General features: G+C 42.7%; 12 protein-coding genes. 10 read left to right on the top strand and 2 right to left on the bottom strand.

Annotated elements, in window-relative coordinates; genetic code table 11:
* Positions 1 to 16: 16 nt before the first annotated feature.
* The 5 genes from DWY07_RS03045 to DWY07_RS03025 all read left to right on the top strand — a co-directional run bounded on the left by DWY07_RS03045 (position 17) and on the right by DWY07_RS03025 (position 6542).
* Positions 17 to 874 (top strand): sugar ABC transporter permease, encoded by an 858-nt coding sequence (locus DWY07_RS03045; protein ID WP_347465184.1) that lies wholly within the window; start codon positions 17 to 19, stop codon positions 872 to 874.
* Positions 871 to 1755 (top strand): carbohydrate ABC transporter permease, encoded by an 885-nt coding sequence (locus DWY07_RS03040; protein ID WP_173783791.1) that lies wholly within the window; start codon positions 871 to 873, stop codon positions 1753 to 1755. The genes DWY07_RS03045 and DWY07_RS03040 overlap by 4 nt, the downstream gene beginning before the upstream one ends.
* A 15-nt stretch (positions 1756 to 1770) precedes the next feature.
* Positions 1771 to 3948, top strand: a complete 2178-nt coding sequence (locus tag DWY07_RS03035) for an alpha-galactosidase (RefSeq protein ID WP_117807120.1) — start codon at positions 1771 to 1773, stop codon at positions 3946 to 3948.
* Between the two features lie 104 nt (positions 3949 to 4052).
* Positions 4053 to 4880, top strand: a complete 828-nt coding sequence (locus DWY07_RS03030; RefSeq protein WP_117822173.1) for an adenylylsulfate kinase — start codon at positions 4053 to 4055, stop codon at positions 4878 to 4880.
* Between the two features lie 24 nt (positions 4881 to 4904).
* Complete coding sequence (locus DWY07_RS03025) at positions 4905 to 6542, top strand: alpha-amylase family glycosyl hydrolase (protein ID WP_117822172.1); 1638 nt, start codon at positions 4905 to 4907, stop codon at positions 6540 to 6542.
* 544 nt (positions 6543 to 7086) lie between these two features.
* On the opposite strand, the gene DWY07_RS03020 is transcribed toward DWY07_RS03025, so the two are convergent.
* Positions 7087 to 7545 carry a DUF2798 domain-containing protein gene (locus DWY07_RS03020; protein WP_117822171.1) on the bottom strand — a complete coding sequence of 153 codons (459 nt, stop codon included), beginning with the start codon at positions 7543 to 7545 and terminating at the stop codon, positions 7087 to 7089.
* Between the two features lie 404 nt (positions 7546 to 7949).
* On the opposite strand from DWY07_RS03020, the gene DWY07_RS03015 reads away from it, so the two are divergent.
* Positions 7950 to 8549 (top strand): zinc-ribbon domain-containing protein, encoded by a 600-nt coding sequence (locus DWY07_RS03015; protein ID WP_021943325.1) that lies wholly within the window; start codon positions 7950 to 7952, stop codon positions 8547 to 8549.
* A gap of 99 nt (positions 8550 to 8648) precedes the next feature.
* On the opposite strand, the gene hcp is transcribed toward DWY07_RS03015, so the two are convergent.
* Positions 8649 to 10475, bottom strand: coding sequence for a hydroxylamine reductase (gene hcp / locus DWY07_RS03010; RefSeq protein ID WP_330584349.1), 1827 nt, complete (start codon positions 10473 to 10475; stop codon positions 8649 to 8651).
* A 358-nt stretch (positions 10476 to 10833) separates the two neighbouring features.
* On the opposite strand from hcp, the gene DWY07_RS03005 reads away from it, so the two are divergent.
* From DWY07_RS03005 to DWY07_RS02990, 4 genes are all read left to right on the top strand, one after another.
* Entirely contained in the window at positions 10834 to 11607 is a 774-nt protein-coding gene (locus DWY07_RS03005) for an ABC transporter ATP-binding protein (protein ID WP_117785600.1), read from the top strand.
* Positions 11597 to 13684, top strand: coding sequence for an ABC transporter permease (locus DWY07_RS03000; protein WP_117822170.1), 2088 nt, complete (start codon positions 11597 to 11599; stop codon positions 13682 to 13684). The genes DWY07_RS03005 and DWY07_RS03000 overlap by 11 nt, the downstream gene beginning before the upstream one ends.
* Before the next feature lie 64 nt (positions 13685 to 13748).
* The gene (locus DWY07_RS02995; protein WP_117822169.1) at positions 13749 to 14429 is read left to right on the top strand and encodes a response regulator transcription factor; all 681 of its coding nucleotides are present in this window, start codon (positions 13749 to 13751) and stop codon (positions 14427 to 14429) included.
* Positions 14430 to 14431: 2 nt separating this feature from the next.
* Positions 14432 to 15463, top strand: a complete 1032-nt coding sequence (locus tag DWY07_RS02990; protein WP_117822168.1) for a sensor histidine kinase — start codon at positions 14432 to 14434, stop codon at positions 15461 to 15463.
* Positions 15464 to 15506: the final 43 nt, after the last annotated feature.

Below are 15506 nucleotides of genomic sequence, written 5' to 3'. Positions count from 1 at the left end.
TAAAAAGAAAAAGAAAATGTCCGGGAAATCCAGAACATTTATGTTGATCACAATTCCTATCGTAGCATTGTTCTTTACATTCAACACATTGCCTTTGATTCAGGGTGCGATTTACAGCTTTACCAATTTCCGTGGGTATGGCAGCTATGAGTGGGTTGGTTTTCGAAACTATATTGATCTTTTTCATGATGCCAGAGTTGGTTCATCCTATCTGTTTACATTTAGACTGGCTATAGTAACAACGATCATCGTAAATGTTGTCAGCCTGATCCTTGCGATGGCATTAAACAGCAAGATTCGTTTTAAGAGCGGTCTTCGTGGACTGTATTTCCTGCCAAATATCTTAGGCGGTCTGGTTGTTGGTTATATTTTTAACTATTTCTTTACTTATATTCTGCCACAGATTGCAATCATGCTCGGTTTTGAGGGAAACAGTATGCTGGCAAGTTCTAAAACGGCCTGGCTTGCGATCGCAGTAGTATGTGCATGGCAGTCGATCGCGATGAATACGATCATTTATATATCCGGTCTTCAGACAGTTCCGGAAGATGTATACGAAGCAGGATCTTTAGATGGTGCAACCGGATTTGCAAAATTCCGTTATCTGACATTTCCGCTGATCCTTCCGTTTTTTACAATTAATGTAGTCCTTTGTATGAAGAACTTCCTGATGGTATTTGACCAGATCATGTCATTGACAAAGGGTGGTCCTGCGCAGAGCACAGAATCCATTTCCTACCTGATCTACAACAATGGTATGAGTGGCGGACAGTTTGGATTCCAGAGTGCAAATGCAGTCGTGTTCTTTATAGTAATCGTAGTGATATCTGTATTACAGATGCGTTTCCTGGGTAAGAAGGAGGAACAGTTATGAAAAAATCGCAGAGACAGATCAGAAAAGAATATAAAGAAAAGGGGATTAAGACAGGAAAAGAACGATATAATATCGGGGTTACGATTCTGTTGATCCTTGGTCTTATAACCATCCTGTTCCCATTATATATGACGGTTATGATCGCATTTAAGCAGCCGTCTGAGATGACAAATGATATCCATGGAATCTTATCTCTTCCACAGCACTGGAGTCTGAGTAATTTTAAGGAAGCTATGGAGGTAACAGATTTCTGGCATTCTCTCGGTAACAGTTTATTTATCACACTGGCAACTATCGCATTATCGATCGTAATACATTCCCTGATCGGTTATGTACTTGGACGAAGCAAGAAAAAGAATCGGATCTATAATGGAATTTATCTTTATCTTGTCAGTGGTATGTTCGTGCCATTTGCTATTTTGATGATGCCGCTTGTAAAACAGACAGCAAAAATGGGACTGGCAAATATGATTGGTGTGGTATTACTTTATACAGTATTTTATCTTCCGATGAACACAATGTTATATGCAGGATATCTGAATAATCTTCCGCTTGAACTGGAAGAGGCAGCTTGTGTTGACGGAGCCACTACATGGACGACTTACTGGAAGATCATCTTCCCGAATATGAAACCAATGCATGCAACGGTTGCGATCCTTACAGCTCTTGGCACATGGAATGACGTTATGACACCGCTTGTAATTATGTCCGGTGATCAGAATACACTTCCGCTTGCACAGCTGAATTTCCAGACTCAGTTTGGAACAAATTACAATCTGGCTTTTGCATCTTATCTGTTAGCGTTACTTCCGATTCTGATCTTCTATATTATTTGTCAGAAACAGATCATATCAGGTGTGGCAAACGGAGCAGTAAAATAAAAGGAGACTTAATTTATGGCTATTATATATAACAAAGAGAAAAGAATATTTTCTCTCCATACGGAACATACCACTTATCAGATGATGGCCGATACACATGATTATTTGCTTCATCTGTATTACGGAAAACGCTTGGATTCGGAAATGGATTATATACTGACTTACTATGATCGAGGTTTTTCAGGAAATCCATATGATCTTGGAAACGATCGTACTTATTCCCTAGATGCACTTCCTCAGGAATTCCCTGTTCTTGGAACCGGTGATTACAGAACAACGGCAGGAAAGATCCGTGAAGCAAATGGCTGTATGGCACTTGATCTTCGCTATACAGGATATCAGATTCAGGATGGTAAGTATGATCTCCCGGGACTTCCGGCAGCACATTCTGAAGCTGCACAGACTCTGTGCATATATCTGAAGGACGAAAGAGTCGGTGTAGAGGTAACATTATTATATGGCGTATTACCTGACTGCGATGTAATAACCAGAAGTGTAAAAGTTACAAATGTCGGAAAGAATGAAATCTATCTGGAGAAGCTTTCCAGCGCATGTCTTGATCTTTTGTATGGAGATTATGATGTACTGACATTTTATGGACGGCATGCAATGGAACGGAATATGCAGCGAACACCGGTAACACATGGCAGACAGGTGATCGGAAGTAATCGTGGTACGTCCGGACATCAGTATAATCCATATATGATCCTTGCGGAACATGGCACAACAGAGACCGCCGGAGCCTGTTATGGTGTATCACTGGTGTACAGTGGAAGCTTTGAAGGAAGCGTAGAATTAGATCAGTTTGATCAGATCCGTCTGGTTATGGGTCTTCAGGAGGATTTCTTTTCCTATCAATTAAAGCCGGAGCAGACATTTTATGCCCCGGAAGCAGTTCTGTCATATTCAGCGTATGGAATGGAACAGCTATCCAATCAGATGCATCATTTGGTGAGAGAGCATATCTGTCGCGGGAAATATAAAGATCAGATCCGTCCGGTTCTTGTAAATAGCTGGGAAGCCTGTTATTTTGATTTTAATGGTGAAGCGATCGTTAATCTTGCGGAGCAGGCTGCAGCACTTGGTGTAGAGCTTCTGGTCATGGATGATGGCTGGTTTGGCACAAGAGATGATGATAATTCATCCCTAGGTGACTGGATTGTAAATGAAGATAAGCTGGGCTGTTCTCTTACGGAGCTGACAAAACGGGTTCATGACAAAGGTGTTCAGTTTGGTATCTGGATAGAACCGGAGATGGTTTCAGAAAACAGTGATCTTTACAGAAAACATCCGGAGTGGGCAATTCAGGTTCCCGGTAAACATCCGGTACACGGCAGAAATCAGCTTGTACTTGATTTTGCAAATCCGGAGGTGGTGGATCATATCTATGAACAGATTGCAGCTGTCCTCAGGCAGGGCGATATCAATTATGTGAAATGGGATATGAATCGAAGCTTATGTGATATATATTCCGACAGTATGGTATGGCAGGGAAATGTAATGTATGACTATATGCTTGGTGTATATGACCTGCTGGAACGTCTGACGCAGGCATTTCCGGATATGTTATGGGAAGGCTGCTCCGGCGGTGGCGGAAGGTTTGATATGGGTATGCTGTATTATACACCACAGATATGGTGCAGTGATAATACAGATGCCGTTGACCGTATCCGTATCCAGTACGGTACATCGTTTGCTTATCCTTTATCAACGATGGGAGCCCATGTATCTGCGGTGCCGAATCATCAGACCGGCAGAGTGACGGACATGAAGACCAGAGGTGTGGTTGCCATGACAGGTGCATTCGGATATGAACTGGATCTTGGAAAGTTATCTGAGGAAGATAAGACGGCAGTCCGTGAACAGATCAAAACCTATCATGAAGCAGCACCGGTTATTTTAAAAGGGGATTATTACAGATTAAGTAATCCGTTTGAGGCGGAATATGGAGCATGGATGTCTGTCGATGAAGAAAAAAAACATGCAGTTGTAGGTGCTGTTTTATTAAATACACATGGTAATCATCCTGTATTTTATATTCGATTGAGAGGGCTTGCGCCGGAACGTTCCTATCGGGATAAGAAAACAGGTACTGTTTATTCAGGAGCTGCTTTGATGGAGCTCGGTATGCCGTTTACGGTAGTATCCGGTAATTATCCAAGCTATCAGATCCTGCTTGATGCAGTAGAATAAGAATAAATAGGACTCCCCGGTTTCTGTTTGCAGAGATCGGGGAGTTTGGCAAAAACAATAGAATAAAAGATATATAAGATGATCAGAAATGAGGTGACGGACAGATGGATACGAAAGAAATTACAGTATCGGATCTGGCACAGGAACAGATCAAAAACGCAGAACGATTATTTCCGTTGATCCGGAAAAAAACAGAAGAAAGAAAAGAGAAAAAAACAGTCATATCGGTATCCGGAGGTTCTGGTGTTGGTAAGACCGGAATGGCTTTCTTACTTCAAAATATGTTTGAAAAACAGGGAAAGAAATCACTTATTATAAGCGGGGACAATTATCCGCATCGGATTCCCATATATAATGATGCAGAACGAATTGCGAGATTTCGTATGTCCGGGTTAAATGGACTTATAACTGAAAGGCTATATACAGATGAAATAAAAGAAAAATTATTAGAGCTTCAAAAAGCCGGAAGGGATGCAGAAGAACAAGAGGACATGCAGTGGTTATCCATATATCAGAAGTATGGAGACAAGGCTCTTATAGACTATCTGGGTACGGATCAGGAACTGGATTATGAAGCTATATCGAATCTTCTCATGCAGTTTCATGGAGGAACCTCACAACTGCTGCTACGTCATATGGGAAGAACCCCGGATGATATCTGGTATGATCGCAGGGATGTATCAGATACAGATATTCTGATCCTTGAATGGACACATGGAAACAGTGCATACCTGCAGGGGGTGGATGTATCTGTTGTATTGATCAGTACGCCGGAAGAAACACTTGAAAACCGAAAGAAGAGGAATCGTGACACTGCCATTGACAGTCCCTTTGTAGCCAGAGTATTAAGAATTGAGCAGAAGAAGATTAATGATGGATTGGATCGGGCAGATATCATTCAGGATATGCATGGCAGGATTTATACGGAATAGTAAGTGAACAGGAGGTTATAGAATATGAGGAAAACAGAGATAGAAGAAACAACTATGACAGATATAAATAAAATTGAAAATGGTCCAATGCTGAATCTGTATCCGGACAGTCTTGGCGGAGATCTGGAAGCTGTTGCGGATTTATTTGAAAGAGATGGATTTGCAGATGCATTTTCCTCAATGTATATACTACCGAGTATTTACCATTCTGATCTGGATCGTGGTTTTTCTGTAATCGACTATGATCTTGAGGAGACATTTCATTCTGAAAAGGCACTATTACGGTTGGGTAGACAGAATATAGATCTGAAGCTGGATTTTGTGTTAAACCATGCGTCTGTACAGTCGCCACAGTTTCAGGATCTGTTGGAGAATGGCAGTCAATCGGAATATCGTGACTTTTTTATTAACTGGAATACATTCTGGGAAAACTGTGGAGAAATGACAGAAGACGGCTATATACAACCGGAACAGAAGTATCTGGATCCAATGTTCTTCCGCAAACCGGGATTACCTCTGTTGATGGTGGAAATGGCAGATGGCAGTCGGATTCCATACTGGAATACGTTTTATCAGGAGATTCGGGATACTGATGATTATCATACCAGATATTTAGGACAAATGGATCTCAATATTAAATCAGAAAAGGTTTGGGACTTTTACCGTGAAACCATAAAAAAACTGGCAGGTTACGGAGCGAAGATAATCCGTCTGGATGCATTTGCATATGCCCCAAAAGCACCGGGACGCGCCAATTTCTTAAATGAACCGGAGACATGGGAATTCCTTGAACAGATCCATAAGCTTGCAAAACCATATGGAATCCGTCTTCTTCCGGAGATTCATGCCGGATATAAAGAGAAAAAGTATAAGATGATAGCAGAGAAGGGATATCTGACATATGACTTTTTCCTTCCGGGATTGATCCTGGATGCTCTTTACAGAGGCGATGGCTCTTACCTGGAGCAGTGGGCAAAGGAACAGATAAAAGAGAATATTCATACTGTGAATATGCTTGGATGCCATGATGGAATACCGGTATTGGATCTTGCCGGATTGTTGCCGGACAACAGGATTGAAGATCTGATCCGACTGCTTGTGGATCGTGGTGGTTTTGTAAAGGATCTTCACGGTAATAAAAAGATGTATTATCAGGTAAATACGACATATTATAATGCACTTGGCGAAAATGAACAGGCATTGTTATTAGCCAGAGCATTACAGATATTTATGCCCGGAAAACCTCAGGTCTGGTATCTGGATCTGTTTGCCGGATCTAATGATTATGAGGCAGTGAAGCGTGCGGGTGCAGGTGGACATAAAGAGATCAACCGGACGAATCTTTCACAAAAAGATATAGAGTCAGGCCTTGAAAAGGAGGTCGTAAAAAAGCAGCTTGAAATGTTGAAATTCCGGAAAGAATTTCCGGCATTTGGATTTGATGCGGAAATGACAATCCGGACAAAGCCTGCAGCGCAGATCTCCGCTCAGGCAGAAAATGTTTTGCATTTTGCAGAAGTACCGGCGGACCAGATGTATAACCGTATTTATATCACCTGGAAAAAGGACGGTTATCTTGCCCGTCTGTCCGCAGACCTTAAAGCCCATACCTACCGGATTCAGGCTCTTGATCCATCCGGTAACCTGGTCTGGCAGTCGTAATGTGTAAATCCCCTTCGACAGATGGTTATACATATGGGGCTTTATCTGTATTTCCTATCTGGCAGTCAGCCGTTTTTTACTATGACTTGCTATGATTTCTGTTTGCTGCATATGCCTGATTCGTAAATACTCCTGTGCCAACTCGCTCTTTGAGCTCGAACAGGCACACGTATTTACTGGCAATATGCAGCTCACAACGAAATCTTCGCAAATGTCATAGTTAGAAAACGTCTGATGACCATATAAGAAATACAGGTAAAACGTTACGCATATAACCATCTGTCGGAGGGGATTCTCTAATTTCATAATATAAATAATGGATTCGGGTGATCCGGGCAGACTGGCACTTCCTACATATGATATTAGCGTATTTTCGTTATGAGGTTTGCACTAGCTATCAGCATCAAGCCCATGTTTGAGTCCGTAAGGACGAGTTTGGGCGACTGCTGATGAATAAGCGTGCGAACCGAATAGAAAATAAAGCGGATCATATGTAGGAAGTGCCAGCCTGCTCGGATTGCTCGAATCCATTGTTTATACAGACTTATTTCTCTGGAAAAATCTTGCGAAAGATCAGACGGATAAATGGACCGCAGTAAAAAAGCTGCCAGAAGAAAGCTACCGGGAAGTTTAAGAAGGTGGTCTGGAGCCACACGGCTGCAAACTGACGACCGGCATGCTTGAATAAAATAGTGGCAACAAGGCTCATGCAAGGACACATAATACAGATGATCATGGTAGAAATTGCAAGCGTGATGATGATCGGGCGGTCATCCGGCTTCACGAAGCGGAATGCAAGAGCATGTGCAGCCTTATCTACAAACAGGAATTCAAGTAAAAAGGCAACCGGCCACATGATGATAAGCTCATGAAAGGCGGCTAAGAAAACGGAGTTTGACATTCCACCCGTGTTTAGGGAAATGTTGTAGCAGATCATGGCATAGACCATAAGAAAAGACATCATTAAAGTGAAAACAATGTTTTGAAATAAAGTTTTTGGCATAAAATAAATCTCCTTTTTGATAAATAATCTGAATAAATGCAGAACCAAAACTGCAAATATCTTAAAAATAAGCACAAAAAAGACACATGTGTTGTTCGTTATCAAGTGATATGCTCATCCGTCGGCAAACGAGGTGAAATATCAGGAGCACACTTGTGTCGTTTCCAATTTTATACCAAAGCTTTTTCTTCAATTTTTACAACGTCGGTCATTATACTAAGCTTTTAGTAAAAATGCAAGTGAAAATTTCATATTCAAATTTATAAAATTTCATATGCAGGTATAAAGAATATCATAGGTGAAAACAGATAATTGTATACGCAATAATACATGGATTTGTTTGACTTATAAATGGGTAGATGCTAGTATCATAGTTATGATCATTATGTGGGAGGCAGATGGATATGAACAGTGCACAGAAGATATGTATGATTGTCGGAGTGGGTTTTGCAGGAATAGGGCTTTTTATGACATTGATCTTTTTATTTGCATTTGGTAAGCCCGGGGCATTTATATTAATTCCATTAATGTTTGTGGTACTTGGATTATGTTTTATCGTGACGATCCTTGTTATGCTCCATAACAAGAAAATGATCCGTGTACATGGTGAAAAGTATACAGCGAAGATTTATGGTTATGTAAAAAATACATCTTATATGGTAAATGGCAGATTTCCTTTAAATGTAAAGGTGCATTATTTTGATAATTATGGTATCGAGCGGGAAGTGATCCTGCCGACTTCGATCAGTGGAGGAGCGGATTCCATGTTCCCGATCGGAATGACGATCGATATCTATGAATACAATGGTAAGTACAGTTATGATCCTGCTTCTGTCCGTGGAGAACGGCTCAGAAGAGAAGAAGAGCTGATGGACAACAAGCCGATCGATCCGGAACAGCTTCACCTGATCGCAGTCCGATGTTCGAACTGCGGTGCTTCTTATAAGGCAGCAACCGGATATGCCAGCCGCTGTCCTTATTGTGGTGGTTACCAGAATGTGTGATAAAGCACTGATGTTTGCCGGAATGTGTGATGAAGCTCTGATGTTTGCCGGAATGTGTGATGAAGCTGTTGCCGGAATGGGATGATGCCGACTGACTGTTTAGCTGCGCCCGAGGATCGCATCCATATCCTGTTCAGGAGCCGTGATCGGCTGCAGGTTGTAGGTGTCAACCAGAAAACGGACAACGGTTTCTGTCATAAATGCCGGAAGGGTTGGACCGAGATAGATGTTTTTGACACCGAGTGCAAGCAGAGTTAAAAGGATGCAGACAGCCTTCTGTTCATACCATGAGAGAACGAGGGTCAGAGGAAGTTTGTTGATATCACAGTTAAAAACTTCTGCCAGTGCAAGGGCAACTTTGATCGCGCTGTAAGAATCATTACACTGCCCCATATCTAAGATCCTTGGAATTCCATCGATCTCACCCAGGTCGAGATCGTTGAACCGATATTTGCCACAGGCAAGTGTCAGAACGAGAGAATCCATAGGAGTCTGTTTTACAAATTCCGTATAATAATTTCTGCCCGGATGGGCACCATCACAACCGCCAACTAAGAAGATGTGTTTGATATCACCATTCTTGATGGCGGTTGTAAGTTTATCTGCATGGGAGAGGACTGCGCCATGAGCAAATCCTGTTGTCAGGATATGACCGCCATTGATACCGCTCATGCTGTGATCGTGTTCATAGCCGCCCAGCTTTAGGGCATGCTTGATGATCGGAGTAAAATCCTTCTTGCCATCCTTTGTTCCCTCGATATGCACCATTCCTTCATAGCCGACAACAGAGGTAGTGTAGATGCGATCCTCATAGCTGGGGCGTGGCGGCATCAGGCAGTTGGTTGTAAAGAGGACGGGTGCAGGGATATTATCAAATTCCGTCTGTTGGCTCTGCCATGCAGTTCCGAAGTTACCGGCAAGATGCTTATAGGCGGCTAATTTTGGATAGCCGTGAGCCGGAAGCATTTCGCAATGTGTATAGACATTGACACCGGTTCCTTCGGTCTGTTTTAAGAGCAGATCCAGATCGCGGAGATCATGACCGGATACAACGATGAAAGGTCCCTTTCGGATATCGGTGTGAACCTTTGTCGGCGTTGGTGTGCCGAAGGATTCGGTATTTGCCTTATCGAGCAGTTCCATGCACTGATAGTTCACTTTTCCAAATTCCATAATAAGCTCGATCCATTCTTCTACCGAGTGTTCGCGGTTCACTTCACACAAGCCCTTATAGAACCAGGTTGTTACATTATCATTTTGATAGCCGAGATTCATTGCATGATGCGCATACGCCGCCATTCCCTTTAAGCCGAACAATAACGTGGAGCGGAGTGACACGATATCGTCCGTACCATCCCACAGGCTGATTACCGGTATATCATGTGGATCTTTCAATCCACAAGTCAGAGGATTGATATTTGCTGTTGATAAATTCTTATCTGTATCTGAGAAGTTACTGTTTGTAGTTGGTGAATTCATATTTGTATCTGAGAAATTCATATTTGCAGTTGGTGAATTCATATCTGTAGTCGGGAAGTTCTTGTATGCGATATCTGATATGTGACATATGTCTGTAGGCATACAGCGCATGATATCCTTCTGGTTTTTCTGCACTTCGTTGATGTAATCTTTGATTGATTTATCATCAAAATTCACATTTGTAAGTGTTGTAAATAAACCATCGATCAGCAGACGGTCAGCGGATTTTCGGTTGTTCAGGTATCGGGACAGAAGTTTGGGATCTGTCTCTTTTTTCTGTTGTATGGATTTCTTTGTAAGCTCGGCTGCTTCGGCAAGTCGTATCAGTTCACAGATTAATTCGTCCTGCAGATTGGATGTCGAGGGCTGCTTACCGCAGACTCCGGTATTCACACAGGCTTTATTGCCAGCCGTCTGCTGGCACTGAAAACAAAACATATTTGACATGGGATAACCTCCTGATGGAATTTTATTGATGATTGCGGAAGTGCATATATACTGTGCTGGTAAGGCATGCTGTTCATGTATATGCACTGTATTAATACTGCAATTATCTTTTTAAACATATATATTATTGTCGTGTATTTCTGGAATTATACAGGCGAAACCTTTCATTCAGTGTAAGTGTTATTTGAGGAAGATATCTGATAGTATAAATATTGTCAGATATGGTGGGTATGAAATTAAGAAATAAATTATGATACCCACAGGAGCCGGGCAGCAGCGGGTATGAGAGAGCGAAGGAAACCATGATACCCCAAGAAGTCAAACAACAGCAATTAAGAAAGTACAAGGAGGCGGCAGCATGGATGCATTATTAGAGATAGAAGATTTGAAAAAATATTATGGAAAGGAACCGAACCAGACAAAGGCATTGAACGGAATCACATTTCAGGTGATGCCGGGCGAGTTTTTAGGAATTATGGGAAGCAGCGGTTCCGGTAAGTCAACGTTATTAAACTGTATCGCAACAGTGATCCAGCCGGACAGCGGCAAGATCCGGATGAAGGGTACAGAGATCCAGAGGTTGAAGGGCAAGAAGCTGGCAGGATACCGTGGCAAGGAGATCGGATACCTGTTCCAGAATTTTGAACTGCTAGATAATCTGACCGGACGTGAGAACATCATGGTTCCATTGTCGATTCATAACATATCGGAGGCAGAGGGCGGAAAGCGTCTGGAGCAGTTAGCGAAATATCTGGAGATCACCGAGGTACTGGATAAGTTCCCATCGCAGATGTCAGGCGGACAGAAGCAGAGACTGGCAGCAGCCAGAGCACTGATCCTGAATCCGGGCATCATTCTGGCAGATGAACCAACCGGAGCGCTTGATTCCAGAAATGCTAAAGCCTTAATGGAGAAATTAGCCGGTCTGAACCGGGATGAGAAGGCAACTGTTTTGATGGTAACGCATGATTCCAATGCAGCAAGCTATTGCAAGCGTATCCTGTTCATTCAGGATGGCGTGATCTTCCATGAATTAAGACGGGATCTGCTCGCAGAGACACAGCAACAGTTCTATGAAAGAATCCTGCAGGTCATGGCACAGTTGGGAGGGGGCAGCGCAAATGTTCTTTAAACTGATCCGAAAAAACAGTAAACGAAACAGAAAAGAAAACGGTTTGTTTTTCTCTTCGTTAGTAATATCCATCGTGGCATTCTATATTATCCTGTCACTTTCTTCACAGGATGTTATGGTATTCCTTAAGAAAATGGAGAGTGATGCGGTAGATCGTCTGTTCCAGATCATACCTGCATTTTTTGTAATGACACTGGTGATCTTATTCTTCCTGATCTACTATGCAAGCAAATTCCAACTGGAACGAAGAAAACACGAATTTGGTGTTTACCTGATGATGGGAATGCGGAGAAGCAAACTTTTCGGGATGCTTCTTGCAGAAGATATAGGAAGCAGTCTGGCAGCACTTATAACAGGACTTCCGATCGCTGTTTTATTATCCGAACTGATCAGTCTGATCACAGCCAAATGTGTAGGACTTGGTATCGTCGGACATCAGGTAACATTTTCCATTCAGGCAATCATAATAACTGCTGTTGGATTTTTTGTGATCAAGCTGGTTGCATTCCTGATCTTAAGCGGGAAGATCGCAGGACAGGAGATCGGTGCATTATTAGTTGATACACCGGAGGGAACAAAGAAGCAGTTCCCGGCTGGTGTCTATGCGGTAAGCTTCGTCCTCGGTATTATCTGCCTGGCTGTGGCATACAGCATGGCGATCGGAGGAATATCATGGACGACACTTTGTAAGATGTCTGAGACAGTATTGATCGGTTTTGTCGGTATGCTGCTTTTATTCTATGGCATGCGGTTTTTTATCGACCGTCTGGTAAGACACAGCCATGGGGGAGCTGCCCTTCGGGTATTTAATTTCCGTCAGGTGCAGGAAAATGTCATAAGAAAATCCAGTACCTTATCGATCAGTTCCGTTCTGATCCTTGCAGCCCTCTGCTGTTTTGGAGCAGGAATTGTGATCGCATTTTCCTATGGAAATGAAAAGGGAAATATCCATATCATGGATTATACATTTGAAAATTACGAAGAAGATCAGAAACAGGGTGTGGAAAATGTAAAAAAGCTTCTGACAGACAACGGACTGGAACAGGATTTTTCCGATCTGTTTGAGGTGCGGGTCGGTCATCTTATTCCGGGTGCAAATGATGATTATGATGTATTTGATCTGTCATCCGTTATGAGCCGGGTAGAACAACTGCCGGATTCAGAGGATAAAGATATTCTGCTTAACAATCTGGAATATGTGTCATATCCATATCTGATCTCTTTGAGCGGATATAATCATGTACTCGAACTTGCAGGGAAAGAACCTCTTGCATTGTCAGACGATGAGGCGGCAGTATTTAAAAGTCTGGAATTTACATCGGATAGTATGAATCAGAATATAAATGATATTCTGGCAGACCGCCCGGAGGTGGCATATCTGGATCATAAGATGTATCTGACCGGTAAGATACAGAACACACCGCTTATTACCGACCGGGCAATTACATTATCCTTTGCCCTGATCGTGCCGGATGAAATATTTGACAAATATACATGGGACAGCACGATCTATCTGAATGGTGTGCTGGATCAGTCAAAGGTCAAGGGAGATAACCTGCTTCAGTCGGTCATGCAGATGAATGATAAACTTGCGCAGATCGATTTTGCAGCAAAAAATATTGAATATGAAAGTTATCTGAAAAATATGGGACGCCGGATGTTCTATATCGTAGCAGCAAGTTATATCACGATCTATCTGGCGATCATTTTCCTGATCATTGCAAATACTGTGATCGGGGTACAGTTCCTGATGGGACAGCAGAAATCCGGCCGCAGATATAAGACACTGATCCGGCTTGGAGCAACCTATGAACTGCTCTGCCGTTCCGCAAGAAAACAGATCAACTGGTACTTTGGTATGCCGGTTGTCGTTGCAGGCATCAGCAGTATCTTCGGTGTGCGCGCCGTCCTTACACTGGTTTCCGGTATGATCTCAAATAGTATCCGAGATGCCATGCTGCTTGCTGCAGCTATGATTTTGTTGCTCTGTGTGGTAGAATGCATTTATATGGCATTTGTAAAACGGTCAAGCAACCGGTATCTTCTGACACTGATGGTACCGGAACGTGAGGAGTAGATTCAGAGCAGATGAAGATCAATGGCGATGGCGTGAAACCTTGACTGATAGATGAGGAGTAGATATGAAGCATATAGCAGTGGTAGAAGATGAAGATATGATGCGGGAAGAACTGGAAGCTATATTGCAGAAGGCGGGCTATCAGACCAGCGGTATCACGGATTTTGAGAATGCGGCAGCAGCTATTCTTGCGGCATCCCCGGATCTGGTGCTGCTCGATCTGAATCTGCCGGGCATGGGTGGATTCCAGATCTGCCGGGAACTGAAGCAGAAAAGCTCCATACCGGTTCTGGTTCTGACGTCGAGGGATCAACTTCAGGATGAACTGCATGCCCTGGATCTGGGCGCAGATGAATTCCTGACGAAGCCGTGCAGAAAAGAACGTCTGCTCGCCAGAGTATCCAATGTGTTGAAACGGTACGAGGGAAGAAATAACCTTTTGGAAGGAAATGGATTTCTCCTTGACCGCCAGACCTATACTTTATACATTCATAACCAGTCTGTTATCCTGCCGCAGAATCAGGGAAAGATTCTTGAGATATTCTTAGAGCACGGATCGGATATTGTGACGAAAGAAGAGCTTTGTATCGCCTTATGGGGAACGGCAGAATTCATCGATGAAAATGCCTTACAGGTGAATCTTACAAGACTGAAAAAGACAATGGCAAATCTTGATATGCCACAGCAGATCATTCCTGTGCGTGGCGTCGGATATCGTTTTGTCGGACAGACATCGGAGAGGTAGAGATGGAACATATATCCATAAAGGAGATCGGACAGATCATAAAACAGAATAGATTCTGGCTGGGGATCATCGGACTGCTTGATCTGCTCAGTATCCTGCTGTTATGGCTGATCGATGCACAGGCATTTCAGGTGATCGCAATATCGGTAATTCTGTTCAGCCTGCTGGTATTTGTAACGGCTGTTCTTTATCTGGCAAAGAAAGAGAGAAAACGGAAGAAAGCATTTGATGAATTCCTTGCAGTGCCGGATTCCTATCATGAGGAACAACTGTTTCATGATGCGGAGAATCTGCAGGCAGAGATCAGAAGCTTCAGTCAGATATTACATGAACAGATGGATCAATGCGCACAGACGAAGTTACAGCTAAATGATTATGAGGAATATGTGGAAGCATGGGCGCATGAGGTAAAGACGCCGCTTGCCCTGTTGACATTTATGCTGGACAATCACAGAGACGAGCTGTCAGAAGATGTGGTATGCAAGCTTGACCGGATCAACTGTCAGATGCAGAGATATATCGACCAGATGTTATACTATGCCCGTTTAAAGGGGGCGAGAAAAGATTACAGGTTTGAGTCGGTCGATACGGAAACCTGTGTAAAAGAAGTGCTGGAGGATTTCACACCACTGTTAGAAGAACAGAAGATACAGGTTCAGCTTGATATAAAGGAGAACACATTATTTACCGATAAACGTGGCTTTGCTTTTATGCTTGGACAGTTTATCAGTAATTCAATCAAATACAGCAAAGGAAAGGATAAACAGCTCCGGATCTCCTGTATCAGAGAACATGAGAAGATTATTTTATCTGTCCGGGATAATGGCATGGGTATTAAAGCCTGCGATCTTCCGTATGTATTTGAGAAAGGCTTTACCGGAGATTCCGGTGACAGGCGGAAGAAAGCAACCGGGATGGGACTTTATCTTGCAAAAGAAATGGCACATGACCTAAATGTGGAACTGGATGTTTCCTCTGATGAAACTGCAGGCGGCTGTGAGATAAAAGTATATTTTCCGGTGGTAGAAGAATAAAAGTAAAGAAACCAAATGGGAATCCTGTAAGTTGGGATTTTCA

Origin of the sequence: Clostridium sp. AF23-6LB, assembly GCF_003461085.1 — a bacterium.
GTDB classification, from domain to species: domain Bacteria; phylum Bacillota; class Clostridia; order Lachnospirales; family Lachnospiraceae; genus Coprococcus; species Coprococcus ammoniilyticus.
Note: the sequence above shows the minus strand (reverse complement) of the source record. Positions and strands in the feature narration are given on the sequence as shown.